Here is a 25,126-nt window from a genome sequence, read left to right on the forward strand (position 1 = left end):
ACAATCGCAATGGCAGTGCAACATCGAGACAGCCGGGGCAAGAGTATGCTGATCTTAGGCATAATTTGGCTGCTGGGGGCAATTAGCGATCGCCTCTGGTTTGCCCTCGATCGCTCGGTACCCGCCTGGGATCAAGCAGAATACCTCACTAGCACCCTGAATTACTTCCAAGCGTTGCAGCATCCTCTGTGGTTGTCTGGGGAGTGGTGGACAAATTTCTGGCTGCTGTCAACGAAGATTCCGCCCTTGGTGTACATTTTAACGGTGCCGTTTTTGCATATTTTTGGCGCTGGGGGCGATCGGGCAACCCTCGTTCATTTATTATTTAGTGCTATTCTGCTCGCCTCAGTCTACAATTTGGGCACCAAATTATTTAATCGGCAAGTTGGTTTGTGGGCTGCTGCAATTTGCGTTTTGTTGCCGGGACTTTATCGGTTTCGCCTGCAATTTTTACTTGATTTCCCCCTCACTGCTGCCATTACTTTTTGTTTCTATTGTCTGACAATGTGGAAGGAAGAAGGTTCGGCAGCGGATTTTGTAGCGGATGTAACGGATAGACTGAAGTTGGAAGAAGGAACTAAAAAGAAGCATAAATTCTCTCCCTCTTCTCCCCCTCTCCCCCTCTCCCAATCTCCCAATCTCCCAATCTCCCAATCTCCCCCTCTCCCCCTCTCCCCCTCTTCTTTCTTTTGGGCGATCGCCTTTGGGATTTCTCTGGGTTTATCAATATTAGTTAAACACACTACAGTATTATTTTTGTTTACGCCGATTCTGTGGTTGGCGGTTGGTGCAGTGCGGCAAAAAGCTTGGGGGAGATTAGCTCAATTAGCTGGTGCTTTGTTGCTGTCGGCGGCGGTGTTTGGCCCGTGGGCGAAAACCAATTGGCTGTTAATTTTGACCGGGGGAAAACGGGCAACGCTGGATTCTGCGATCGCCGAAGGAGATCCGGGCTTGAATACCATCGGTGCTTGGATTTACTATATTCAACACTTACCCGAACAGATTTCCTGGCCTCTGTTACTGATTCCCTTAGTTGGATTTATACTGTATTATTGGCTAAACAAAGCCGATAGTCAATCAATCTTGTACCTTAACTCCTGTCGGTGGCTGGCGGTATTTTGGGTAGGATCTTATTTAATTAATTCCCTAAATATCAACAAAGATGACAGATATGTGATACCTTATTTACCAATAGTCGCAATCTTTTTAGCCTACTGTTTAACCCTGTGGCCTCAACGTTGGGGAAAGCAAATTCGTTGGGGAACAATTGGCTTGGCAATTCTGGCGATGCTATTTCATATCTGGCCGCTGGGAGGTGGTTTTGGAAATAGCTTAGTCCAAGTTTTTAGTCCCGGCAATTCCAGCTATCCTTACTTAGGGAAAGAGTGGCCACACCAAGAAGTAATTGCGGAAATTATCGAGACGGAACCTTATTTGCAATCGACTTTGGGCGTGTTGCCTTCGACGCCGGAAATTAACCAGCATAATTTGAATTATTATGGTGCTTTAGCTAATTTTCAGGTTTACGGGCGGCAGGTGGGAACTAATTTAAAAGAAGTGCCGCAGGATGTGCGATCGCTTTCTTGGTTTGTAACTAAAACTGGCCCGCAAGGTTCGATTCGGGAACGGATTAAAAAAGCTCAAAATGCAGCAGTGGCGACGATTGAAACTGGCGGCAAGTTTCAGTTGCAAAAAAGTTGGGTTTTGCCTGACAATACTAATTTGAATCTTTATCGCAAGCGATCGCACGCGGTGGAAGTACAGCCGTTGCCTGAAGCGCGATCGCAAGTACAATTAGAGCAAGTGACTGTCCTGGCAAAACCTGTTCCCGGTGTAGCGCTGCCGGTTACTTATATTTGGTCAGGGCCTTGGCAGCAGTTGCAGTCTGGTTTAGTGTTGTTAACGTGGCAAAATCAGCAGTCTGGTGATATTCCACCGGGACAGACTTTCAGGATTTTACACGATCGCGCGATCGCCCAGGGGACTTTGCATCCGGGGATGCTGGAAGCGGATAAATTTGCTGTGGGATTCCGAGTTGTCGATCGCACCGCGATGCTGACTCCTGCTAATATTGCACCGGGAAGTTACAGTCTGCAAGCTACTTATCTGAATCGCAAAACCGGCGAAACTTATCCGATGAAAGTGCCGCAGGTAACGCTTAAAATTGACGCTGAGCCTGCGGTTATTGCTTCCCAGACTCGAAGGGGGAGCGAAAATGAGAAAAACTTGAAAATCACCAAACAAGTCCCAGCAAACGAAGATATGCCGGAGTTAGATTTGGTGACTCAATTGCGGGAAATGGCAGTTAATTTACCGAAAGGATTGCCCGGTTTAGAACCCGTGTTTGAGGAAATTGGGCGCATCAATCAGTACGATCCAACTCAGGATTATACAGTGCAAGCGCAACAAGCGTTAGCATATCGGCTGAAGCAGGAACCGAATAATCTAGAATGGGCTTATGCTTTGGCATTTTCTACAGTATTGCAGCAGAATGTCGAAAGTGCGATCGCAGCTTTAGAAAAAGTCACCCAACTCGACTCTCAAAACCCCTATGCTTATGCTTATCTCGCCTTCGTCCAGATTTACGGTTGGCATCCCAAAGCCGCTGAAACTGCCTTAAAACCAGCCCTAGCCCTCAACCCCAACCTGCCAGAAATTAGAGTTTTAAACGGTTTAGCAGCCTTGATGCAAGGCAATCTCATCCAAGCGTGGCAAGATTTGCAATTCCTAAAACAGTTGAAAATCTAACAAGTAAGATTAATACTCAATACCTGCTTGAGCTTTAATGCCTTGTTCTCGAAATGGATGCTTAACCAAAGTCATTTCCGTCACCAAGTCGGCGCGTTCAATCAATTCTGGTGGCGCGCCTCGGCCTGTTAGAATCACATGAGAGTCTACTGGTTTTTGGTCTAAGCCTGCGAGCACTTGCTCGACTTGCAAATAACCAAGCTTTAATGCTATATTGACTTCATCTAGTAAGACTAATTTAAATTCGGGATTACAGATAAAAGTTAGAGCTTTATCCCAGGCTTTTTGAGCTGTTTCGATATCTCGATTGCGGTCTTGCGTATCCCAGGTAAAACCTTCACCCATTGCATGGAATTCTAGCTGATTTTCCCAGAGTTCAAAAACGGCTTTCTCTGCCGGTTCCCAAGCTCCTTTGATAAATTGTACTATGGCGACGCGGTAGCCGTGACCGAGCGATCGCAAAACCATACCCAAAGCAGCCGTAGTTTTGCCTTTACCGTTACCCGTATTGACAATAATTAAGCCTTTGTCTTCCGCAGCATTAGCAATTCGCTGCGCCTGGACTTCTTGTCGGCGCTGCATTTTTTGTTTATGCTGTTCGGCAGTTAAGCCAGTCGTCGTAGTTGTTTCTGTATTGGTTTCCATGAGATTTATTTTAACCGCAGATCAACGCAAATAAACGCTGATATATTTAGGATGTCTAGTTAAGCCCAGAGTGTTTGCAAGTTTAGCACGAAACCGGGCAAAATGTCTTCTCCTGAAAGTTCTGTCGGATATTCCAGAATTTCTGTTTCTTGTCCTTGGCGGTAGATTTCAACTCGGCGCGTTTTACGATTGATTAACCAGCCTAATTTTACTTGGTTGTCCATGTATTCTTGCATTTTGTCTTGAGTATCTTTTAAACTGTCAGTTGGTGACATTAACTCTAGGACAAAATCTGGGGCGATGGGAGGGAATTTTTGTTTTTGTTCGGGGGTGAGTGCATCCCATCTGTCTTGTTTAATCCAAGAGACATCGGGAGAACGATTTGCACCGCTGGGTAGTTTGAAACAAGTTGAAGAATCGAAACAAACTCCCAGTTTAGCTTGTCGGTTCCAAATTCCAAAATCAGTAGCTATTTCAAAATTGCTGTTTCCGGTTTCTCCTCCTGTGGGTGACATGACGGTGATTTCTCCTTTGGCGTTGCGTTCAAATTTGACATCGGGGTTTTGGCGACACAGTTGATAAAATTGGTCGTCGGTGATTTGGGCGATCGCATTAAAGTTAATGGTGACTGCTAGCATGGTATTTTAGAGGCTGCATTTGGATTATTTTAAGTGCAGATGAACGTCGATCGATGCAGGTTGTCTGTTCGCCAAAAAATCTTGTAAAACCTAATTTTGCATTACAGGCCAGACTGCTTGCAAGTTTAGCACGAAACCGGGCAAAATGTCTTCTCCTGAAAGTTCTGTCGGATATTCCAGAATTTCTGTTTCTTGTCCTTGGCGGTAGATTTCAACTCGGCGCGTTTTACGATTGATTAACCAGCCTAATTTTACTTGGTTGTCCATGTATTCTTGCATTTTGTCTTGAGTATCTTTTAAACTGTCAGTTGGTGACATTAACTCTAGGACAAAATCTGGGGCGATGGGAGGGAATTTTTGTTTTTGTTCGGGGGTGAGTGCATCCCATCTGTCTTGTTTAATCCAAGAGACATCGGGAGAACGATTTGCACCGCTGGGTAGTTTGAAACAAGTTGAAGAATCGAAACAAACTCCCAGTTTAGCTTGTCGGTTCCAAATTCCAAAATCAGTAGCTATTTCAAAATTGCTGTTTCCGGTTTCTCCTCCTGTGGGTGACATGACGGTGATTTCTCCTTTGGCGTTGCGTTCAAATTTGACATCGGGGTTTTGGCGACACAGTTGATAAAATTGGTCGTCGGTGATTTGGGCGATCGCATTAAAGTTAATGGTGACTGCTAACATGGTATTTTAGAGGCTGCACTTGGAGTATTTTAATCGCAGATAAACCTCGATCGATGCAGGTTGTATAAATCGTAAAGTCGAAATGCTATTTTTGAAGCGGGAAGATTTTGGGAGATCCTTGTGCTAGCATTATATCACAAAGTTATTAAAACCTGTTTATCTGGTCGTAAAAAGCTTTTTCGAGGAAAGATTTGCAGACATACCAATAATAAAATGCAATATTGATTTCACTCAACAACTTAGGAACTCCTTCTAACATACTAGCTAATATTTTACTTTTTAAATGCAGCGCGTCCATGCCGATCGCAAAAAACAACAAGCCCAATCCAGCTAACAAGATTTTGTAGGGAGTAGACTTTAGTTCTCGCCGAAAAAACCATCCGTAGGAGAAGACAAAAATAGCGTACAGCAAACTAACTCCTAACTTGCGAATTCCCAAAGCGCCAATGTATAGATGAATCCTGTAAATTTCATTGATCAGAAATGCGCCTGTCAACAAAGCAGAGAACAGAATAAATCGATGTTTTGAAGGGCGCGGCTGCATAGTGTTAGCCAATCCATAGCTAAAGCTACAAACAATGACTGGTACAGCACATAATACTTGAAATGTGCGAGTTAATAAGGCGACATTGGGATTGGGGGAGAAAAAAGGGTGAAAAAATAAATCGCTGACTTGCAAGCCTGACAACTGAGTCAAGACAACCAGAAATCCCACCAGCAAGAGAGACAAACAATTGAGTCGAAAAGCTGAGCGAAAAATAGTCATAAGCGAGGGACAACGAAAGGAAAGTTTACCGCAGCCGAATAAAAAAATACTTTTCCACTATAGCTGCTGATTTGCTAAACTAAGAAGAGTCTTGTCAAACAGGGTGACACTGATGCTGTCAGTAAAAGAAGCAGAATCGATCGTTCTAAATTTAGCGCAACCCCTCGACAGTCAGCGGGATGTAGAAATTGTAGACTTGTTGGCAGCATCGGGGCGCATTTTGGCTGCATCCGTCACCGGTTCCCTCGATTTTCCCTATTGGGACAATTCGGCAATGGATGGGTACGCGGTGCGGTTTGCTGATGTGGAAAATTGCAGCGCCGAAAAACCAGCGGTACTTGAAGTAGTTGAGGATATTCCAGCGGGATATCTGCCTCAAAGTACGGTACAATCGGGCCAAGCAGCACGGATTTTTACGGGTGCGATGATGCCGGATGGTGCTGATACGGTGATAATGCAGGAAGAAACAAGGCGTGAGGGCGATCGTATTTTTATCCTAGTTTGTCCTGAAAAGCCGCAAGCATTTGTCAGGCACAAAGGCGCTTTTTATCAAGCAGGAACAACTTTGCTAACTCCTGGTACAATTATCAACGCCCCAGAAATAGCGGTATTAGCAACTGCACAGTGCATTCAAGTTCCAGTTTATCGGCGTTTGCGAGTAGCAATTTTTTCGACTGGTGATGAATTGGTATCGCCAGACGAACCTTTAGCACCGGGAAAACTGGTTGACTCGAATCAATATGCTTTGACTGTTTTGTTGGCGCAAATGGGATTTGAGCCGATTCGCTTGGGGATTGTTCCTGACAGTAAAGATGCGCTAACCAAGGCAATCGCTAAGGCTGTTTCTACCGCAGATGTGGTACTTTCGACTGGCGGTGTATCGGTAGGAGATTACGATTATATTGATCAAATATTGGCTAATTTGGGAGGTCAGATTCACATAAGCTCTGTGGCGATCAAGCCGGGAAAACCTTTAACGTTTGCTCAGTTTAAACGAGATGAAAAAAAATCCGATTCGCCGATTTCGAGTTCGGATTGTCTCTATTTTGGTTTGCCGGGAAATCCGGTTTCAGCTTTAGTTTGTTGTTGGCGCTTTGTTGTGCCTGCTTTGCGAAAGATGTCTGGGCTGGGCGCGGATGCTTGGGGCCCGGAGTTTGTGCGGGCTCGATGTGATGTTGAATTGCGATCACACGGCAAGCGCGAAACTTACATTTGGGGTAAACTACATTTAGTTGCCGGAGTCTGGGAATTTGAACCTGCTAGTGGCAGCCAAAATTCAGCCAATTTAATTAACCTCGCCAATACAACTGGTTTAGCAGTTTTGCCACCAACGGAAACCTGGGTTTGGCCCGGCGAATTCGTTGAAGTTTTAAAAGTTAGTCAGTAGTCAGTAGTCATTAGTCATTAGTCATTAGTTTCATAATCGGTACTCTTTTTTTATTCTTTCCTCCCTCTTCCTTCTTCCCTCTTCCTTCTTCCCTCTTCCTTCTTCCCTCTTCCCTCTTCCTTCTTCCCTCTTCCTTCTTCCTTCTTCCCTCTTCCTTCATATTATGAGAATTTTAATTGTTGAAGATGATCCGATGATGCAACTGGGATTAGAGCAAGTTTTAGCCGATTCCCCAGAAATAGAAATAGTAGGACAAGCAGAAGACGGTTATTTAGGTGTAGCAGCCGCACTGAAACTAAAACCTGATATTATTGTGATGGATATCGGTTTGCCGCGACTGGACGGTATAGCAGCGACGCAGCAAATTAAAGCACAACTGCCGGAAGTTCGAGTGGTAATGTTAACTTCTCATACGGCTGAAACTGAAATTATTGCTGCCCTTTCTAGCGGGGCTGATGCTTATTGTATTAAAGGTGCTTCCGTAGATAGGCTGTTAGCCGCGATTGCAGCGGCAGCAGAGGGGGCTACATATCTTGATCCTCAAATTGCTCGGACTGTCATCGAACACCTCAAACCGCCGATGCCTGCCTCTACAACTACTTTTGGTCAGTTGTCACAGCGGGAATTGGAAGTGTTAAGATTAATGGTGGAAGGTAACAGCAATCCAGAAATTGCCGCGGCGCTTTATTTGAGCCCAAATACTATTAAAACTCATGTTCGCGGTATTATGAATAAGTTGGCTGTGGATGACCGCGTGCAAGCAGCCGTTGTAGCGCTGAGGACGGGGTTGGTGTAAAAAAGAAGGAAGAAGGAAGAAGGAAGAAGGAAGAAGGAAGAAGGAAGAAGGAAGAGGGAAGAGGGAAGAGGGAAGAAAGAAGAAAAATAATTCAACGTTTTTCAGTTACCAATTCGCAATTCGTAATTCCCAATTCCCAATTCGCAATTCGTAATTCCAAATTTTCACGATCAATTAGTAGCAATTTGAGTAATAGAATCTATGTCTGAGTGGATAGAAATCGGTACAATTGTAGCAGCTCAAGGTTTGAATGGGGAATTGCGAGTCTATCCCGATTCGGATTTCCCGGAAAGGTTTATTGAACCGGGAAAGCGGTGGCTTTGGCGCCCGAAGAAAACTGAACCGGAACCGATCGAGTTTTTGGGTGGTCGCTACATTCCGGGCAAAGGGTTGTATGCTGTAGAGGTGGAGGGTATTGAAGACCGCGATGGTGCTGAAGCGCTGCGGGGCTGTAAGTTATTCATCGAAAAGGGCGATCGACCTTACCTCGAATCTGATGAGTTTTACGTGCAAGATTTGATCGGTATGGAAGTTTTTAACCAGTTAACCGGGGAAATCTTAGGTAAGGTAAGTGATATTATTCCCGCAGGTAACGACCTTTTAGAAGTAGAAACAGATTTAACAGCGCCGGAACCTGTCGCCCCAGGATTAGAAAAGCCAAAACGCCCTGAAACTCCCAAAGCAAACGCTGACCCCAGAAATACCCGCAAACCAAGGAAAATCCGCGTTAAAGAACCTAAATCAACGAAAATTTTGATTCCTTTTGTGGAAGAGATTGTGCCAATTGTTGACTTGGAAAAAGGCAGAATTGAAATTGTTCCTCCTCCTGGTTTGTTGGAAGACATTTAGACAAGACGGCGGTTGAAACCGCCCAGTCTTCTACAAAATAAAGGAAAGGATTATTCAGGCTAAGCCGGATTGGGTATTAATTATTAACAATGCCCAATGCCCAATGCCCAATGCCCAATTTCCAATATTAATCATTTGATTTATTTGCGTATCGCACTATCAAGTAACTGATGGAAAGGGCGAAAATTGCCGCCGCCAAACCAATCAAGTCGGCTGCGGTTTTTTTTTCCAGGTCAAGAATGATGATTTTTCGAGATACTGCTATCAATGAAGTTACAATAACCAGCTCTACTTGAATTACGTGCTTTTTGAGATAAGCTGTAATATTTTCTAATATTTCCAGAGCAATTAAAACATTTAAAAACAACCCAAATATGACAAACAACGTATCTTTTAACAAAAAAGTCTCATGGTCATTAAACAATTCTTTTGCTAAAAAAAGCAGCAAATCGCAAACGCTGACCATAATTACCAAAATCATCGCCAGCGATAAAATTTTCGATATTATGACTTCTACACTTTCCGCAAAATGAAGAAAGTCTTCATCGCTACCTAGCTTAGAAATTTGCCTAAATAGTTTTTTCAGCATACCCGTGATTTAGTAATCATTCATTCATTGATGATTCTGTCATCGTTTGGTGCACTTGGCAATCCTGAAACTCTATGATTGCTTGTTTCGTTGTGCCACCAGGGCTGTGGGGAAGCGGGTTCTCTCTACCCGTTATATTTCAATACAGTTCATTTAAGAACAATTTGGCTGCCAAGAGAGACTTGTATCTCCCACACAATCGTGAAATTTAATTCGTTCGTAAAAAAGCGCTAACTAAACCGTATTGCGTTATATTTTACAGTTTTTCGCATCAGCTAGGAATCGATCGCACACCGTCGAACTCCTGATTAATAAATTTTTTCCATAAAAAATCCTCAAACTATTGTCTAGCAATATTTTGAGGACTTTAAGACGCGGTACGATCGCAGAACTAACTATCTATTCTCAACAAAGAATGATTGTTGACTGCATTTTCGCCCTGTCGAACACACGGTTAAGCTAAATTTTTAGCTTGGGTGGGTTTAGTAACGGCGAGAAGAGCGGTCGTTGTTGCCCCAGTTACCGCTGTTGGACGAACCACGTTCTTCACGGGGTTTTGCCTTATTGACCTTGAGGTCGCGACCCATCCACTCAGCACCGTCAAGAGCCTCAATGGCTGCGGTTTCTTCTGCTTCAGTAGACATTTCTACAAAAGCGAAGCCACGCATCCGACCTGTTTCGCGGTCAGCAGGCAATTGAATGCGCTTTACTGTTCCGTACTCTGAAAAAGTTTGGCTGAGGTGCTCCTGCGTTACTTCGTAGGATAAATTGCCGACATAGATTGACATTGAACATTCTCCAGAATCGAGGTTGTAGAGATTTAAATCCGGAGGAACGCCGATCGAACGAACTGTACTGCCGAAAATAAAGCCTTATAAAAATATCATAGCACCTATAGGTGCAAACTGCAATTTTTTGATCCGCTCGATCGACTAAAAAAAAGGAAGAAGGAACCAGGAAGAAGGAAGAAGGAACAAGGAACAAGGAAAAACCCCGAATAAAGCAGGAAAAACCAGAAAAAATAAATTTAATTTTCTTGATTCGCGAGCTCTGCCGCAGAACGCAGCTTGTCGGGTGCTTCATTCAGTTGACAGTTGACAGTTGACAGCGACCTCTACCTCTACCTAGAAGGAAAAGGATTGGAGTAATGAATAGTCTGATTTTAATTTCTCGCCTTTAAGGATTCCGGCTTTAAACCAATTCTTTCTGGTAAAGGCTCACAATTCCTTGATGACCGTAGAGCACCCCGCGATTGTGCCGTACTCTAGGGCCCAGAAACCGGGTTTCTTGACAAAAAACTACGATTTTACGTAATTCTGTGGCAAGAAACCCAGGTGATGAGATTGGTGCCACTATGTGAGTTTTAAGATACCAAATTTGGACAGTAGCTCAAGAATTGACGGTGACGGTGGATTTTGCCCAATTAAACTCCCCAACTTCTGTAGCAACTTCTTCGACAACTTCCGCCCCAGTTTCTGCCCCAACCAACACTAACTGCACCGCACAAGCTTTTAACTCGGGCTGTTTAGAATCTGGACAGCTTGCAGCATGAGTCATGGCATTGGCTTCAGCACTTTCTGCCCACAGAGAACCCCAGTGCATCGGTACAAATAGGGTACCAGGGGCGATCGCCTTTGTGACTTTTGCGGGAAACTGCCCCTTGCCGCGGCGCGATCGAACTTCTAGCAAATCACCCTCCTTAATTTGCAATTTAGCAGCATCGCGGGGGTGAATTTCCAAAAATGGAGCGGGGTGCAATTGATTAATTTTCTCAGTTCTCCCCGTGCGCGTCATCGTGTGCCAGTGTCCGTAAACTCTGCCTGTCGTCAACACAAACGGATAGTCTGGATCGGGAGGTTCTGCCAGTCCCCGCGAGTGATAGGCCGAAAATCTCGCCCGCCCGTCAGGAGTGTGAAAACGCCTGTCAGTATACAGGCGTTTCGCTTCGTTGGCTGGATGCACAGGCTCATTTTCGGGACAAGGCCACTGCTGCGGGCCTTGGAGGCGCAAATACTCGTGGCTGAGGCCTGTCATGTCGCAAGGTCTGCCCCCTGTCAACTGCACGTACTCTTTGTATACGTCAGCGCTGCTGTCGAAAGCAAAGTGTTCGGCAAAACCCAAGCGGCGGCCGACTTCTGCGAAAATCCGCCAGTCATCGCGCGCTTCTCCAGATGGTGCGTCGAAACCTGGACAAAACGTCACGCGGCGTTCGGAATTCGTCATCACTCCGGTTTTTTCGCTCCACTGCGTTGCCGGCAGTAGGATGTGAGCGTAGGCTGAGGTTTCCGTGGGATAGTAGGCTTCTTGATAAATGGTAAAGGGCGATCGCAACAAAGCAGCTTTTGTCCGTTCCAAATCCGGCATACTTACTACCGGATTGGTGGCTGCAATCCACAGCAACTCGACATCGCCAGTTTCCAAACCGGTGATCATATCCCAAGCAGTGCGGCCGGGATTTGGGGAAATACTTCCCGGTGCGATTCCCCAAAACTCCTCGACTTGGGTTCTGTGTTCGGCATTTTTCACAAATCGGTATCCAGGCAATAAGTGAGAGAGTCCTCCCGCTTCCCTACCTCCCATCGCGTTTGGCTGGCCGGTCAGGGAAAACGGGCCGCATCCCGGTTTGCCAATTTGACCGGTCATCAAGTGCAAATTAATTAGCGATCGCACCTTTGCCGTGCCTTCCGACGACTGATTGATGCCCATCGACCACAGCGACAAAACCCGCTGCGACTGTTCCCAGTAGTTAGCCGCCGTTTCTAATTCGCTGACAGTAATGCCGCAGCGCGAGGCTACAAACTCCGGCGTGTAGCTGCTAATAACTTCAGCAAAAGCTGAAAAATTCGCCGTGCATTCTTGAATAAAATCAGGATCTATTGCTTTCCTGCGCAACAGCAAATATGCAATTCCGTTAAGTAAATCTATATCCGTACCCGGTTTAATTGCTAAGTGCAAATCCGCCGCTTCAGCAGTCGGAGTCCGCCTGGGATCTACCACAACCATCTTGACATTTGGATGCTTTTTATGGTACTTTGCTAACCGGTTAAATACAATTGGATGACATTCCGCTGTATTGCTGCCGATAATAAAAGCGCAATCTGTTAATTCTAAATCGTCGTAACAGCAAGGTGGCCCGTCTGAACCAAAACTTTGAACGTATCCCGAAACTGCTGAAGACATACACAAGCGAGAATTCGCATCAAAATTATTAGTGCCCAGACAACCTTTCATCAGTTTCTGGGCAACATAATAGTCTTCTGTAGCGAATTGACCCGAACCGTAAATGCACAAAGCATCGGGGCCGCTGGTACTGCGAATTGTTTGGATGCGGTTAACAATGGCATCGAGAGCTTCGTCCCAGCTAGCGCGGCGAAACGGTTGGTCGAGAGAATCTCGGATCATTGGATAAAGTAGCCGATCGCTCCTAATGGACTCTGCTACCGTTGCTCCCTTAATACAAACCATACCCTGACTCGATGGGTGATTGCGATCGCCCCGAACTTTCCAAGTTTGTTTTTTGTCGGGAACAACTTCTAGACCACAACCTACACCGCAATAAGGGCAAAGAGTTTTTATAGTTTCCATCTGGTGATTTTAGATGCTAATTTTTGAAAGCTAATGCATAATTCGTAACTCGTCATTATAGTCGGAACTGAGGGCTCCGGCAAACAATGTATCAATAATTACGAAGTTACCGCAAAAATGCTTCACACAAGCGGAAAATACCCTGATTTTAAAGTAACCGCTATCTTACTGAAACTCGCTAGCGATCTCGATTGTCGCTAGCTTTTCCCCGCTCCTGAATCCCCTCAAACAGGCTCAATTGATACCTAACCAAAGCACAGGGGATTTAAGCCCCCACCTTTAGGTGGATTATTTTTAGGCAGGGGCTTAAATCCCCTGCCTAAAAACTTCGCTGTCAACTGTCAACTGTTAAGGTTGTTCCCCCAAGGGATGGAGGGCTAGCAGGATTTTTTGCAGGACTCAGACAGCGGGCTGGTCATACTTTTGAGTTAGTTGTTGATACCAATCTGAGATTGAGTACGGGAAGATGTTGTCTATTTCGCTGCTTTAACTTCTAGTACGCCATTGTTGGTGGGGCTAAAAGTTACTTGGAATTCAGCCGTTTTTTGAGCGTCTGCTGTGGCACCGGTAGGAATTTGCAAAACTGGCAGAGGAGTTTCTTTCACGAAATCTTTAGCTGCTTTATTTGTGGGATCGAATTGTAGGATATCGCCGTTTTGTTTCACTTTGACCCGATAAGTCAAACTTTCGGTAAATGTCGGAGTTGTCTTCCAATTATCGTTAATTTGTGCATACAACTGCTGTCCGATCGCATCGAGTTCGGCTTGGTCAGAAATCCCTGATGTGGCACTGGTTGCTGCCTTGGGATCTGCGACAGCAGTTGCTGCAATCGGTGCAGGGCTTTCAGTAGCAATCGGTGCAGGACTTACTGCAACAGGTGCAGGGCTTCCAGTAGCAATCGGTGCAGGAATTGCTGCAATCGGTGCAGGACTTACTGGAACAGGTGCAGGACTTACTGGAACAGGTGCAGGAATTGCTGCAATCGGTGCAGGGCTGGGGGGAGAACTCACAACCGCCACCGGTGGTGCAGTTTCTGCTAGTTTCGCTTGCTTGAGTTGGCTGGAAACAGCAGATACATTGACGGCAGCTAAAGTCGCCATTGCTACCAACCACGAAACTGCCAGGATACCGCCTTTGATCGGCGAGGCTTCTAGGGGCTGTGCAGCATGAGGCACAAAGGATACAGGTGGCATCTGTCTGTCAGCAACCGCACGCTTTTTGCTAGCAGGTAATGGTAGCATGACTGCTGATGTGTCTGACTCCGTTGTATCCTCTTCGTGGTGGGCGTAGCGAGAGAATAGGAACTCTAAAGCAAAGTTGCGCAGTTCGTAGTATTTCGGGTCTTCCATAATCCGCGTGCGGTTGCGGGGACGGCTGAAGGGAATGTGCACATCTTCGCCGATCGAAGCAGCCGGGCCGTTGGTCATCATCACGATACGATCGGCTAAAAACAAAGCTTCATCAATATCGTGAGTAATCATTACGATCGTAATTTTGTACTCGCGCCAAATTTTCAGCAATTCTTCCTGCAACTCTTCCCGCGTAATCGGGTCTAGAGCTCCGAAAGGTTCGTCCAAAATCAACAGTTTGGGGCGAGTTGCTAGGGCGCGGGCGATCGCAACTCTTTGTTTCATCCCCCCGGACAATTGGCCTGGTCTTTTGTTGCAAGCTTCGGTGAGCCCCACTAATTCCAAGTGATCCTGGACGATCTTATTCTGTTCGTCTGCGGACTTGTCTGCGTAGACAGTTTCAACGCCGAGGTGGATGTTTTCAGTAGCAGTCAGCCACGGTAGCAGCGAGTAGTTTTGAAACACCACCATGCGATCGGGGCCTGGTTCAGTAATCCGTGCACCTGCGAGAGCAACTTCTCCGCTTGTCGGCCCGTTGAATCCGGCGATCATGTTCAGCAAAGTTGATTTGCCGCAGCCGGAGTGACCGATCAAACAAATAAATTCGCCTTCATTAATCGTCAGGTTTACACCGTCGAGAATCACGAAAGGGTTTTCGGGTTCTTTAAGGTTTGGGTAGACTTTCGATACATCTTTAATAGTCAAAAAGCCTGGTTTGTCCGTTTGAATTTTCGTTGTTTGGGGCGTTTTGAGAGTTTGCATATTTTCAGGAGTGAGATTTTGGCTTGGGGGATTAGACATGAGAAATTAGGATTGAGAATTTTGAATTATGGTGTTAGAAAGTAGGAAATGTGGAGTAGTGCTTCCTGATTAATTGCTCCTCATTCCCTCTTCCTATTTTCTGGTTATGCAGGTGTTTTAATGGAACACTGACTGCCTATTTGTTCAATTAAAATTTCTTCAATGCGGACGTTACGCTTGATTTTGACATTCTGAAGATAGTCGATCGGGTCATCGGCATTAAAGACAGTGCCGTCAAATAGCTCGATCGTCCGACGAACTCTGGAAATATCCGGTAAACCCAACTCGCGCACTGCTTGACCGAAGACATCGGGCCGCAAAACTCGATCGACCACTTCCACCCAGTTTTTCGGGAACGGAATCAGTCCCCAGCGGGCCATCTGCGCCATCACCCACACCATTTCTAGGCGGTCTGGACAATTGGTTTGGTCAACGTAAAACTGGTTGAAATTGTAGAGCATTTCAGGTTCTGCCTCCGTACCGGAGTTGTAGGGGTCGAGGAACCCCGGACGGATGTCTTTCGGATCTGCGCCGATGTATTGTTCTTGGCAAATCAATTGTAGAATTTCTTCGCGGTTACGGCGATCGTCGCAGTAGTCGCAGGCTTCCAAAAGCGCTTTGACGAGGGCGAGGTGGGTTTGAGGATATTTCTGAGCCCAATCTTCGCTAACGCCGAGAACTTTTTCGATGTGTCCGGGCAGAATATCGAGGGAACGGGCCATGACAAAACCGGTACCGTCATTGACTGCTTTGGAGTTCCAGGGGTCGCCCGCGCAGTAGCCGTCAATGTTGCCTGCTTTTAAATTCGATACCATCTGCGGGGGCGGAATCATGGTCAAGGCCACATCTATGTCGGGGTCAATACCGCCGGAGGCCAGCCAGTAGCGGAACAGCAGATTGTGCATGGAGGCGGAGTGTACCATGCCCAAGGTATGTACCGTGTCGGGGGTGTTGGCGATCGCAGCTTTGAAATCCTCTAATGTCCGAATGCCTTGTTTGTAAAGGTTTTTGCCGAAGATAATCGAGTTGCCGTTGCGGGACAGGGTTAAGGCGCTGTTGACTGGCACCGGTTCCTCTCCGTCCATACCTAACAGCATGGCGATCGGCATTCCTGCGACCATTTGCGCGGCGTCCAGCCGTCCTTGGGCGATGCCTTTGGCAATTTCTTTCCAACTAGGTTCGCGGCTCAGAGTGACTTCTTCTAAACCGTGGGCTTTGAAGAATCCTTTTTCTTTGGCTACGACTAAGGGCGCGCAGTCGGTGAGGGGAATAAAGCCGATGTCGAGGTTGACTTTTTCTAGGCCGTTGCGGGCGATCACCACGGCTGGGGCTTGTTGTTTGGCCCGGCGCTGTTTCACCCGTTTTTGCTGGTTGAGGAAGTAAACCATTTCGTTACGCAGCGCGTAGTAACTCGGATGGTTGACAACTTCCATCCGCTTGCGAGGGCGGGGAATATTCACTTCGAGAATTTGCCCGATTTGTGCTTCCGGGCCGTTGGTGAGCATGACAATGCGATCGCTCAACAACAAAGCTTCATCCACGTCGTGAGTTACCATCACGCTGGTGACTTTGCTTTCCTCGCAAATGTTCATCAACTGGTCTTGCAAACCGCCGCGAGTTAAAGCATCAAGAGCACCGAAGGGTTCGTCTAGCAGCAGCAATTTTGGGCGAATTGCCAACGCGCGGGCGATCGCAACTCGTTGTTTCATCCCCCCAGAAATTTCGCCCGGACGTTTATTGGCTGCTGCCCCAAGTCCGACCAATTTAATATGGTATTCGATTACCAACTCGCGATCTTCTTGAGAGTTACCACTGTAAATTTCATCTACTGCTAGAGCAATATTTTCGCGGACTGTCAGCCAAGGTAGCAGCGAGTAATTTTGAAACACCACCATTCTGTCCGGGCCTGGATCGCGAACTTCACGCCCTTCTAAAGTAATCCCGCCCTGACTTGCTGTGTCGAGTCCAGCGATGATATTTAGCAGTGTGGATTTGCCGCAGCCAGAGTGTCCGATTAAGGTGATGAATTCTCCCTTTTTAATTTTAAGTTCGATATTTTTTAGAGCGATGTACTGCTCGCCATTGGGCAAGTTAAATACGCGATCGACGTGATCTACTTCAACAAGTATTGACATGGCTATTTTAGGTTAGTTTGTAATTTGTAAATTAAGTCACTGTAGGCTGTAGGGTGCGCACTGCGCACCTTACCTTGTATTGTCAACCAAATCCTATTTCTGTTCTTCAGGAACAACTTTGGAAGCGATGAAACCAACGATTCTGTCTAAAATCAAACCTACAATTCCTACATAAAGCACTGCCAGAATCACGTGGCTGAGTCGAGAACTGTTGTAAGCGTCCCAGATGAAGAAGCCGATGCCAACGCCGCCGACTAACATTTCCGCAGCTATGATCGCCAGCCAAGACAAACCGATACCAATTCTCAAGCCTGTGAAGATGTAAGGAACTGAAGACGGTAGCAGGATTTTCCAGAAATATTTTTGGTTGGGGAGGCGCAAGACGCGGGCGACGTTTCGGTAGTCTTGGGGTATTTGTTGGACGCCTACTGTGGTGTTAATCAGAATCGGCCAAATTGCTGTAATCAAGATTACGAAAAGCGCCGAAACTTCGTTAGCTTTCATCCCCATACTTTCAAAGGGATTGAACTGTTGAAATACGGCCAGGGCAATGGGCAACCAAGCTAGCGGCGGAATAGTTCTAAATACTTGAAACAGCGGGTCTAAAGCATTGTACATTAAAGAGTTTGTGCCGATCAATATCCCTAAACTTATGCCGAGAATTGCTGATAAAGTAAAGCCGATCGCCACCCGCTGCAAGCTGGCCGCCAGTTGCCAAAATAAGCCTTTGTCAATCCCACCATTGTCGAAGAATGGATTGGTAATTAAAGTCCAGCTTTCTTGGACAACTTTAATCGGGCCGGGCAAGGAGGAACCATCACCGTGGCAAAGGATTTGCCAGATTGTGAGCAAAATTGCGATCGCGACTAAAGGTGGAATGATTTTTTTGCGATTTTTTTGCACCAAATCCAGAACGAAATTTACCGGATTTTTGCTTTTAGAAACAGAGAGGTTGGTTGCCATTTTTCTATTTACTGTGAGGAATTAGCAGTGAATTGATAATTGCTTGTAGATGCTTTTACCTAGTGAGTTGAAATTTAAGATTTGATATCTTCACTCCTGGACGCATTTAGTATCAAAGCAACCGGGCTTTTACCTATTTTCCGGGCTATAACAAACAATATTCGTAAAAAACCCAGTTTCTGACCCAGTGCGTAACTCCTGAGTTTAGAACACTTTTCTAGTTTCAAGGATAGTTATAAATCCGAAATTTCCCACCTTAAATCTCAATCAATTTACTAGCTAATGGTTGATTTTATGCTATCAACCATTAGCACCGAGTCTGCTGCTTATGCTTTTTTGATTGCCAGACTCTTCAGATATTCTTCTGGTTTGTCTGGGTCAAATTTTATGCCATCAAAGAAGGTTTCGATACCGCGAGAAGTCGTAGCTGGAATTTGGGCTGCGGGAACACCAATTGCTGTGGCTGCTGCTTTCCAAATATCCTCGCGGTTAACTTTATCGACGGTTGCTTTGATGTCGGTATTAGCCGGGATATAACCCCAGCGAATATTTTCAGTGATGAACCAAGCATCGTGGCTCTTGTAGGGATAGGAAGCATTGTCAGCCCAGAATTTCATTGCCACTGGACTAGCAGCTTCAACGCGACCCGTACCGTAGTCAATTTCACCTTTAGAACGAGCGACAATATCGGCTACTGGAACTTTTAACCATCTATCTTTACCGATGATTTCACACATTTCTTGTTTGTTTTCTGGCTTGTCGCACCACTGCTGGGATTCCAGTACGGCCATTGTAATTGCTTTAGCAGCTTTGGGATTTTTGGCTACCCAATCTGCTCTTAAAGTTAAAGCTTTTTCTGGGTGATCTTTCCAAAGTTCTCCAGTGATTAAGGCGCTGTATCCTACTTTTTGAGCAATTAGTTGAGCATTCCAAGGTTCGCCTACGCAAAAGGCTTCCATGCTGCCGGATTTCATGTTAGCTACCATTTGGGGCGGCGGTACGGGAATCACGGAAACATCTGTATCTGGATTGATGCCGCCGGCTGCTAGCCAATACCGTATCCACAAATCGTGGGTGCCTCCGGGAAATGTCATAGCAATCGGAACTTTCTGATTGGCGAGGGCTGCTTTAAAAGGTTTGCTGTCTGTACCTATTTTTAAGTCTAGGTATTTTTTGCCGAGGGAAATACCTTGACCGTTAGTATTTAACCGCGCCAGAATGTTCATCGGCACTGGCTGATTGCCTTTGGTAATTGTGCCTAATGTCATCTGGTGAGCCATCGGGGATAAAAGGTGCGCGCCGTCAATGCCGCCTTTGTCGGAACCGAGTTCTAAGTTGTCGCGCGTTACTGGCCAAGATGCTTGTTTGCTGATTTGCACGTCTTTCATGCCGTATTTGGCAAAGTAGCCTTTTTCTAGGGCGATGATTAAGGGTGCTGCGTCGGTGAGGGCGATGAATCCGAGTTTGGCTGCGGTAACTTCGGGGGCGTCGGCGGGGTTGATGTTGACTGCTGGGGCGGCGGTGGGTGAGGTTCCGCTGGGAGTTGCGTTAGATGTGGTGGAACCGGAACTGCAACCGTGGACGAGAAGGGTGCCGGCGGCTGTGGCTCCGGCGGTGATGATGAATTTTCTTCTAGAAAGGTTGCTCATTTGTCTTGAATTATTGTTGTTGTACTTTGAGATGAAATTCTGAGATTAGGCGTCGATCGACACTTTGCCGATCGCCCGCCCGCTGCAAGCTAAGATAAACCCTGGTTCTATGTCGCTCAGCGCGTCCAGTTTGCCATCGTAGGCGACATTGCCTTCTAGGAGTTGCTGCTTGCAAGTGCCACAACTTCCCGATCGACAATTGCTGTCGAGTTCGATTCCGGCCCGTTCGGCAACGTCGAGAATAAACTCATCTTCGCTACAAGCAACTGTTTTGCCCGATCGAGCGAAAATGACAGTAGATGTCTGAGGTTTGGTCGCGAAAGCCGTTTCATCCCTCTCAACCGTCAGTTGCAGTTGCCGATTCAGGGAAGCGACATCGCTTGGAGATTGATTGGGAACAGCCCCAAACTTATCGATTAACAGTTGATGCAGCACCGGTTTCAGGTCTTCGCAAGGAATGCTTTTTTGGACGCAAGTACCCAAATGAGCGTCTTTGCCAACTGTGCCTCCCATGTAGATGTCCACACCTTCGAGGGTTTTACCGTTCTTGCGAACTTTTGTACCCATCAAACCGATGTCAGCTACCTGGGGTTGAGCGCAGGAATTGGGGCAACCCGTCCAGTGAATTCTGACCGGTTTGGGAACGGAGAGCTCGGCTTCCAGTTCCCGAATCATTGCCACGGCGCGGGTTTTGGTTTCGATGAGGGCGAAGTTGCAAAAATTCGATCCGGTGCAGGAAACTAAGGCTCTCGTCAGGGGTGCGGGGTCGATCGAGAAACGCTGTAATAACGGTTCTTTGAGTAGCGACTCAATCCGCGAGTCGGGAACATTGGGAACAATCACGTTTTCTTCGACGGTGAGCCTGAGTTCGCCGCTGCCGTAAACTTCAGCGATTCTGGCCAAATCGTACAAATCCGCTGCTTGCAGGCGTCCGACGGGAACGTGCAAACCTACATAGTTGAGCCCTGATTGTTTTTGGGGGTAGACACCGATGTGATCGCGTTTGTCCCAGATGATTTCATCTTTGAGGGCGGCGACGGACAAACTGCGGCCTACTTCTTTTTCGACTTCGGCGCGGAATTGTTCAATACCGAGTTCGTCAATCAGCCACATCAAGCGGGATTTTTGGCGGTTTGCTCTTGGGCCTCGATCGCGAAATACAGTTAATATAGCTCTGCACAAATCCACAACATCGCTGGGACTAGCCCAGACGTTGAGAGGAATTGCTGCTGCGCAGCGTTTGGCGGAGAAGAAACCACCGACTAAAACGTTAAAGCCGATGTTGCCGTCTTGGTAAGCGGGAACGAAGGCGATGTCGTTGATTTCCGCGTGCACTGAGTTATCGCGGCAACCTGCGATCGCAATATTAAACTTTCTCGGCAAATTAGAAAACTCTGGGTTGCCTTCGCCGCTGTTGGTAATCATGTCTTGGACTTGGTTCGCCAATTCCCACGTATCTATTAGTTCGTCGGCGTCCAAGCCTGCGACTGGGGAACCAGTAATATTACGTACATTGTCCATGCCAGACTGAATGCTGGTCATGCCAGCTTCTTTGAGGCGGCGAAAGATGTCGGGCACATCTTCGATGCGAATGCCGCGCAGTTGCAGGTTTTGTCTGGTGGTGATGTCGGCGCTGCCGTCGGAGCCGTAGCGTTGTAAGATGTCTGCTAGGGTTCTAGTTTGATTGCTGGTGATGACGCCGTTGGGCAAGCGCAGCCGCATCATGAATTTGCCCGGAGTTACTGGCCGAAAGAAGATGCCGAGCCATTTGAGGCGGTGCTCGCGATCAATCTCGTCCATTGCTTCCCAGCCGATTTGGGCGAAGTGGTCGAGTTCGGCTTTGACTGCTAAGCCATCTTTTTCGGCTTTGAGTTTTTCAAATTTGTTCTGGCTGGTTTTGGGTTCTACTGTTTGGGTCATTGGTTTACCCTCGCTGCTGGCTTGTTCGGGGGAGGTATTGACTTGGAGCATAAAGTGTGTTTCCTGCTAACCTTAGTGAGTGTATTGATTTAAAACTGTATATTTAGTTACTTGATGGAATTTCTTTTAAGCATGGTTGGTCTTCTGTATACTTGAGCTTTTCTGGGCGCTGCCTCGATTGCGGCCAAACTATGTATGGTTATAGTTGCTACCGATGGTTCGATCGCTGCGTTTCGATTCACCTTTGTTATGAACGAATGTAAAGCGCACCACAGTAAATATTCGTAGCTATTTTTACAAAATATTGAATTTTATGAAGTTTTTGCATAGACGCTATGCGTTTTATACATCTGTCATGGGGCATGGGGCATGGGGCATGGGGAATAGGGCATCGGGCATGGGGCATGGGGCATTTTTGACTATTGACAACTGACAACTGACAACTGACAACTGACAACTGACTTCCATCCGTTACATCCGTTACATAATCCGTTGCCGAACTTCCTTTGGCTGCTATAAAATTATTTTTGTGACGACGATCGCAGACTTGAAACGAAACTCGTCACACAATTAGAGTGGCGGCTGTCACACAGTTTGGCTCAAAACATCACCTTTTCTGCATATCCAGCGTCACTCTTGATTTTTGGAGAACGAGAGATGATATAAGTATCGAATTCAGAGAACGTCTCATGTTTTTAGTTCAACTTATCCCCGGCGCTATCTCCGAAATACTTGCCTCTGTTACCGATACAGGCAGTTTGACTTTAGCCGATCGCTACGGTTTGATGGCCGCTGTTTTGGACGACTCTCTCGACGAGCAAGACAGGCATTCGCTCAACCGCCTGCTGCGCTCCGTGCTCAAGGGAAAAGTCAAGATCGTCAACGAACTGTCGGCGATATATTAAGAGCATTGAAAAATTTGAGGCTCTTCTGGGTTTGCGGTGGAAACTGTATAATATAGGAACTTTATGCTAGAGCGTCGCTCATAGATTTCCATCTTGACGGATTACTCAATTTGCCAGACATTACGATTGAAAGATGTATTAAAAATGATAGGAAAACAATTTTAAAAGTGGGTTTTTTGACGGATCATGCTACTTGTCCTCACTGTCAAAAGTCCACAGATGAAGTCCATCAGATTCGGACAATCTTGATTCGAGATTTACCGATTTCAGGTCAGTTAATCGAATTGGAAATTCCTCGTCGCCAATACTACTGTAAAAATTGTCAAAAATATTTCACAGAGCAACTGTGTTTTGTTGATGAAGGTCGGCGCTATACTCAACGATATGAGGAGTATATTTATCACCGTGTTCAGGTGACAACAGTGGAACAGGTAAAACGAGAGGAAGAATTAAGTTGGGATCAGATTCAAGGAATTTTTAATCATAAGCGTTCACAAGTAAAAAAGCCTCATGGGGAGCGGTTAAACGTCTGAGTATCGATGAAATTAGTATGAGAAAAGGGCATCAAGATTTTGTGACTGTAGTTTCCGATATTGACCAAAGTCAATTGATTGAAGTGATCGACAGTCATGAACAGCAAGATATCATGGAAATCAGAAGTGCAGCAACCGATTGAGGTTCGTGAACAGGTATCAGAAGTGAGTGTAGATATGTGGGGTGGTTTTCCAAAAGTGATCCAAAAAGTTTTTCCGAATGCGATTGTAGTGTATGACCGATTTCATGTGATGAAATATGTGAATGAGGAATTGAATAAAATCCGAATACAAAGCAATATTAAAGGAAAAGGTAGCAGATTTATTGTCCTGAGAAATGGTGTAGATTTAAAAGAAGAGGAACGGGTTAAATTGGCTACAGTTTTAAGTCAATCTAAGCGTCTTAAGCTTGCCTATGAATTGAAGGAAGAATTCAGAGAGATTTTTGAAAGTCATCATAGTGTGGAAGAGGGGGAAAGAATCACTGCTTGAATGGATTAAGAAAGCACAACCAATTTACAGTGATACCCTAACCATGCTTCGCAATCATATCGATGGAATTTGTAACTATTTCTTGAACCGAACAACGAGTGGTGTTATGGAGGGAATCAACAATCGTCTCAAACTGATTAAACGTCAAGCCTATGGATTTGTTAATTTTGACAATTTTCGAGCTCGACTATTAGCTTGCTTTTCTAATTAGTCTTTCTTATCACCGCAAACCCAGAAGACCCAAATTTGATTGATTTTTGCAGCGCTTCAATTGCAAAAACTACCGCCTGAGTTAGAATTAACCCGCGATGCCTGCTGTGATATATTGCAGAAATTTGCTTGACTGTTTTCAAAACCTGATCTATCCTCGTCGTCTGGACTTTTTGTGATTTTCCAATTATTTAATTTTGCGAGATTGTTTCACTTCCTTTTACCGTGAATTAATTTTAATTTACTATTTGTTTACTGATTAGTTTTTTTTTACAGATCTAGTTGAAATTACGTAATTGCCAGAAAAAATCTTTACCAAAACTTTAACAAATTCTGCCGGAATCTATGATTTACTAAAAATTAAAAATAGTCGATCGACAGACTTGATTTTTTAACACTCATTCATCAGGGAACTTTCTATGAATTCCACTACTAAAAAGAGCATTCACTGGACTTGCTCAGCGGCTGTTTTCTGTGCAATTATGGCACTACACCCACAACAGGCTACAGCAGCAACCCTATCTAACGGCTGGAATTATGCGATCGACTCCTTCACCGACGGCGTGTCAGGGCCCCAAATCGGAGGCGGCGAGTTTGAATTTTACGGCATCGCCGTCAAAGAAACATCAGATACAGCTTTCATCGCCATCAACTCCAATCTAAGTTTAGCGGGATATGCAGACAGCGCCGCTCTCCGAGGCAACATCAACTACGGCGATTTATTCTTCAATTTTTCCGGTCAAAACTTCAACACAGCAAATGCCAATGGCAGCTTATTTGCCGTGCGCTTTGCCGACGGAAATGACTCAGGCGTGGCGACAACAGGTGTTTACAGCAATGTTACCGCTAAAAACGTCACCCAAACCAACTCCGGATTTACCAATTTAAATCAATACAACACCGTAGTTGCATCTAACGGCGGAACCCCATCAATGGGTGATTTAGCTGCGACTGACCCCTATTTTCAACAAACAGGAAATTGGACAGTTCTCAACTCAATTGGTTCTGGAACAAAAGTTGGAGAAATCTCTGCTTTAACTTCCGCAACTTTGAGCGCAATGGGTCTAAATTTTGGGCAGTTCAATGCAGTAGGTTCTCAAACAATCGGATTCAGTTTTAATAAATCCTCAATGCCTTCTGGTAGCTATATTGCTAATTTTTTTGCTGAGTGCGCTAACGATGCGATCGCCATTAAAGGAGAATTTGAGCCTGTACCCGAACCTTCTACTTGGTTTGGTACTTTAGTAGGATTGGGCTTTTTAGGTATGGGTGCGGCGAAACGTAAAATTAAGCCCAAGATTGCTTGAGGCGATTGCAACATTCTGAAGAACCAGCAAGATGCCGGTTCCACAAAAACTCAATATTCTGGTGGAATGGGCATCTTGCCCGTTCCTAAACACAAACACTAAATCTTCTGGTGGAATGGGCATCTTGCCCGTTCCTAAACACAAACACTAAATCTTCTAAATCTTCTGGTGGAACTGG

General features: G+C 45.8%; 23 protein-coding genes. 10 read left to right on the forward strand and 13 right to left on the reverse strand.

Annotated elements, in window-relative coordinates; all coding sequences use genetic code 11:
* Positions 1 to 9: 9 nt before the first annotated feature.
* Entirely contained in the window at positions 10 to 2,748 is a 2,739-nt protein-coding gene (locus QUB52_RS16550) for a glycosyltransferase family 39 protein (protein ID WP_332972997.1), read from the forward strand.
* A gap of 9 nt (positions 2,749 to 2,757) precedes the next feature.
* Here the strand turns inward: QUB52_RS16550 and cobO are convergent, their stop codons facing one another.
* The 4 genes from cobO to QUB52_RS16570 form a co-directional block, all read right to left on the reverse strand.
* Positions 2,758 to 3,393, reverse strand: a complete 636-nt coding sequence (gene cobO / locus QUB52_RS16555) for a cob(I)yrinic acid a,c-diamide adenosyltransferase (RefSeq protein WP_265233478.1) — start codon at positions 3,391 to 3,393, stop codon at positions 2,758 to 2,760.
* Positions 3,394 to 3,452: 59 nt separating this feature from the next.
* The gene (locus QUB52_RS16560) at positions 3,453 to 4,031 is read right to left on the reverse strand and encodes a Uma2 family endonuclease (RefSeq protein ID WP_265233477.1); all 579 of its coding nucleotides are present in this window, start codon (positions 4,029 to 4,031) and stop codon (positions 3,453 to 3,455) included.
* 90 nt (positions 4,032 to 4,121) lie between these two features.
* A complete protein-coding gene (locus tag QUB52_RS16565) occupies positions 4,122 to 4,712 on the reverse strand; it encodes a Uma2 family endonuclease (RefSeq protein WP_332976215.1) in 591 nt (196 codons plus the stop codon).
* 145 nt (positions 4,713 to 4,857) lie between these two features.
* Entirely contained in the window at positions 4,858 to 5,478 is a 621-nt protein-coding gene (locus tag QUB52_RS16570; protein ID WP_265233475.1) for a hypothetical protein, read from the reverse strand.
* A gap of 112 nt (positions 5,479 to 5,590) precedes the next feature.
* Between QUB52_RS16570 and QUB52_RS16575 the strand changes: the two genes are divergently transcribed.
* Positions 5,591 to 6,865, forward strand: a complete 1,275-nt coding sequence (locus QUB52_RS16575) for a molybdopterin molybdotransferase MoeA (RefSeq protein ID WP_265233474.1) — start codon at positions 5,591 to 5,593, stop codon at positions 6,863 to 6,865.
* Between the two features lie 10 nt (positions 6,866 to 6,875).
* Here QUB52_RS16575 and QUB52_RS16580 read toward each other — a convergent pair whose 3' ends face one another.
* Positions 6,876 to 7,025, reverse strand: coding sequence for a hypothetical protein (locus QUB52_RS16580; protein WP_265233473.1), 150 nt, complete (start codon positions 7,023 to 7,025; stop codon positions 6,876 to 6,878).
* A gap of 3 nt (positions 7,026 to 7,028) precedes the next feature.
* Between QUB52_RS16580 and QUB52_RS16585 the strand changes: the two genes are divergently transcribed.
* Complete coding sequence (locus QUB52_RS16585; RefSeq protein ID WP_265233472.1) at positions 7,029 to 7,661, forward strand: response regulator; 633 nt, start codon at positions 7,029 to 7,031, stop codon at positions 7,659 to 7,661.
* 201 nt (positions 7,662 to 7,862) lie between these two features.
* Positions 7,863 to 8,510, forward strand: coding sequence for a ribosome maturation factor RimM (gene rimM, locus QUB52_RS16590; RefSeq protein WP_265233471.1), 648 nt, complete (start codon positions 7,863 to 7,865; stop codon positions 8,508 to 8,510).
* 127 nt (positions 8,511 to 8,637) lie between these two features.
* On the opposite strand, the gene QUB52_RS16595 is transcribed toward rimM, so the two are convergent.
* From QUB52_RS16595 to QUB52_RS16635, 8 genes are all read right to left on the reverse strand, one after another.
* The gene (locus tag QUB52_RS16595) at positions 8,638 to 9,099 is read right to left on the reverse strand and encodes a phosphate-starvation-inducible PsiE family protein (RefSeq protein WP_265233470.1); all 462 of its coding nucleotides are present in this window, start codon (positions 9,097 to 9,099) and stop codon (positions 8,638 to 8,640) included.
* Positions 9,100 to 9,581: 482 nt separating this feature from the next.
* The gene (locus tag QUB52_RS16600; protein ID WP_265233469.1) at positions 9,582 to 9,887 is read right to left on the reverse strand and encodes an RNA recognition motif domain-containing protein; all 306 of its coding nucleotides are present in this window, start codon (positions 9,885 to 9,887) and stop codon (positions 9,582 to 9,584) included.
* Between the two features lie 601 nt (positions 9,888 to 10,488).
* Positions 10,489 to 12,684 (reverse strand): molybdopterin oxidoreductase family protein, encoded by a 2,196-nt coding sequence (locus tag QUB52_RS16605; protein ID WP_332972995.1) that lies wholly within the window; start codon positions 12,682 to 12,684, stop codon positions 10,489 to 10,491.
* Positions 12,685 to 13,157: 473 nt separating this feature from the next.
* On the reverse strand, positions 13,158 to 14,834 hold the full coding sequence (locus tag QUB52_RS16610) for an ABC transporter ATP-binding protein (RefSeq protein ID WP_332972994.1): 1,677 nt from the start codon (positions 14,832 to 14,834) through the stop codon (positions 13,158 to 13,160).
* Between the two features lie 104 nt (positions 14,835 to 14,938).
* The gene (locus tag QUB52_RS16615) at positions 14,939 to 16,969 is read right to left on the reverse strand and encodes an ABC transporter ATP-binding/substrate-binding protein (RefSeq protein ID WP_265233466.1); all 2,031 of its coding nucleotides are present in this window, start codon (positions 16,967 to 16,969) and stop codon (positions 14,939 to 14,941) included.
* A gap of 93 nt (positions 16,970 to 17,062) precedes the next feature.
* Positions 17,063 to 17,932: a nitrate ABC transporter permease gene (gene ntrB, locus QUB52_RS16620; protein WP_332966817.1), complete on the reverse strand. Its 870-nt coding sequence runs from the start codon at positions 17,930 to 17,932 to the stop codon at positions 17,063 to 17,065.
* 326 nt (positions 17,933 to 18,258) lie between these two features.
* Positions 18,259 to 19,581, reverse strand: a complete 1,323-nt coding sequence (locus QUB52_RS16625) for a CmpA/NrtA family ABC transporter substrate-binding protein (RefSeq protein WP_265233464.1) — start codon at positions 19,579 to 19,581, stop codon at positions 18,259 to 18,261.
* 45 nt (positions 19,582 to 19,626) lie between these two features.
* The gene (locus tag QUB52_RS16635) at positions 19,627 to 21,552 is read right to left on the reverse strand and encodes a ferredoxin--nitrite reductase (protein WP_442923179.1); all 1,926 of its coding nucleotides are present in this window, start codon (positions 21,550 to 21,552) and stop codon (positions 19,627 to 19,629) included.
* A gap of 638 nt (positions 21,553 to 22,190) precedes the next feature.
* On the opposite strand from QUB52_RS16635, the gene QUB52_RS16640 reads away from it, so the two are divergent.
* The 6 genes from QUB52_RS16640 (at position 22,191) to QUB52_RS16660 (ending at position 24,948) form a co-directional block, all read left to right on the forward strand.
* On the forward strand, positions 22,191 to 22,406 hold the full coding sequence (locus QUB52_RS16640; protein WP_265233463.1) for a hypothetical protein: 216 nt from the start codon (positions 22,191 to 22,193) through the stop codon (positions 22,404 to 22,406).
* A gap of 110 nt (positions 22,407 to 22,516) precedes the next feature.
* Positions 22,517 to 22,939 (forward strand): transposase family protein, encoded by a 423-nt coding sequence (locus QUB52_RS16645; protein ID WP_332972993.1) that lies wholly within the window; start codon positions 22,517 to 22,519, stop codon positions 22,937 to 22,939.
* A 17-nt stretch (positions 22,940 to 22,956) separates the two neighbouring features.
* A complete protein-coding gene (locus QUB52_RS16650) occupies positions 22,957 to 23,082 on the forward strand; it encodes a hypothetical protein (RefSeq protein ID WP_332972991.1) in 126 nt (41 codons plus the stop codon).
* Positions 23,066 to 23,431 (forward strand): ISL3 family transposase, encoded by a 366-nt coding sequence (locus QUB52_RS29275; protein WP_442923178.1) that lies wholly within the window; start codon positions 23,066 to 23,068, stop codon positions 23,429 to 23,431. The genes QUB52_RS16650 and QUB52_RS29275 overlap by 17 nt, the downstream gene beginning before the upstream one ends.
* Positions 23,400 to 23,642, forward strand: a complete 243-nt coding sequence (locus tag QUB52_RS29280; RefSeq protein WP_442923180.1) for a transposase — start codon at positions 23,400 to 23,402, stop codon at positions 23,640 to 23,642. Before QUB52_RS29275 ends, QUB52_RS29280 begins: the two co-directional genes overlap by 32 nt.
* Before the next feature lie 418 nt (positions 23,643 to 24,060).
* On the forward strand, positions 24,061 to 24,948 hold the full coding sequence (locus QUB52_RS16660; RefSeq protein WP_265233462.1) for a PEP-CTERM sorting domain-containing protein: 888 nt from the start codon (positions 24,061 to 24,063) through the stop codon (positions 24,946 to 24,948).
* Positions 24,949 to 25,126: the final 178 nt, after the last annotated feature.

The organism is Microcoleus sp. A6-C6 (genome assembly GCF_036705955.1).
In the GTDB taxonomy this organism is placed as follows: Bacteria; Cyanobacteriota; Cyanobacteriia; order Cyanobacteriales; family Microcoleaceae; genus Microcoleus.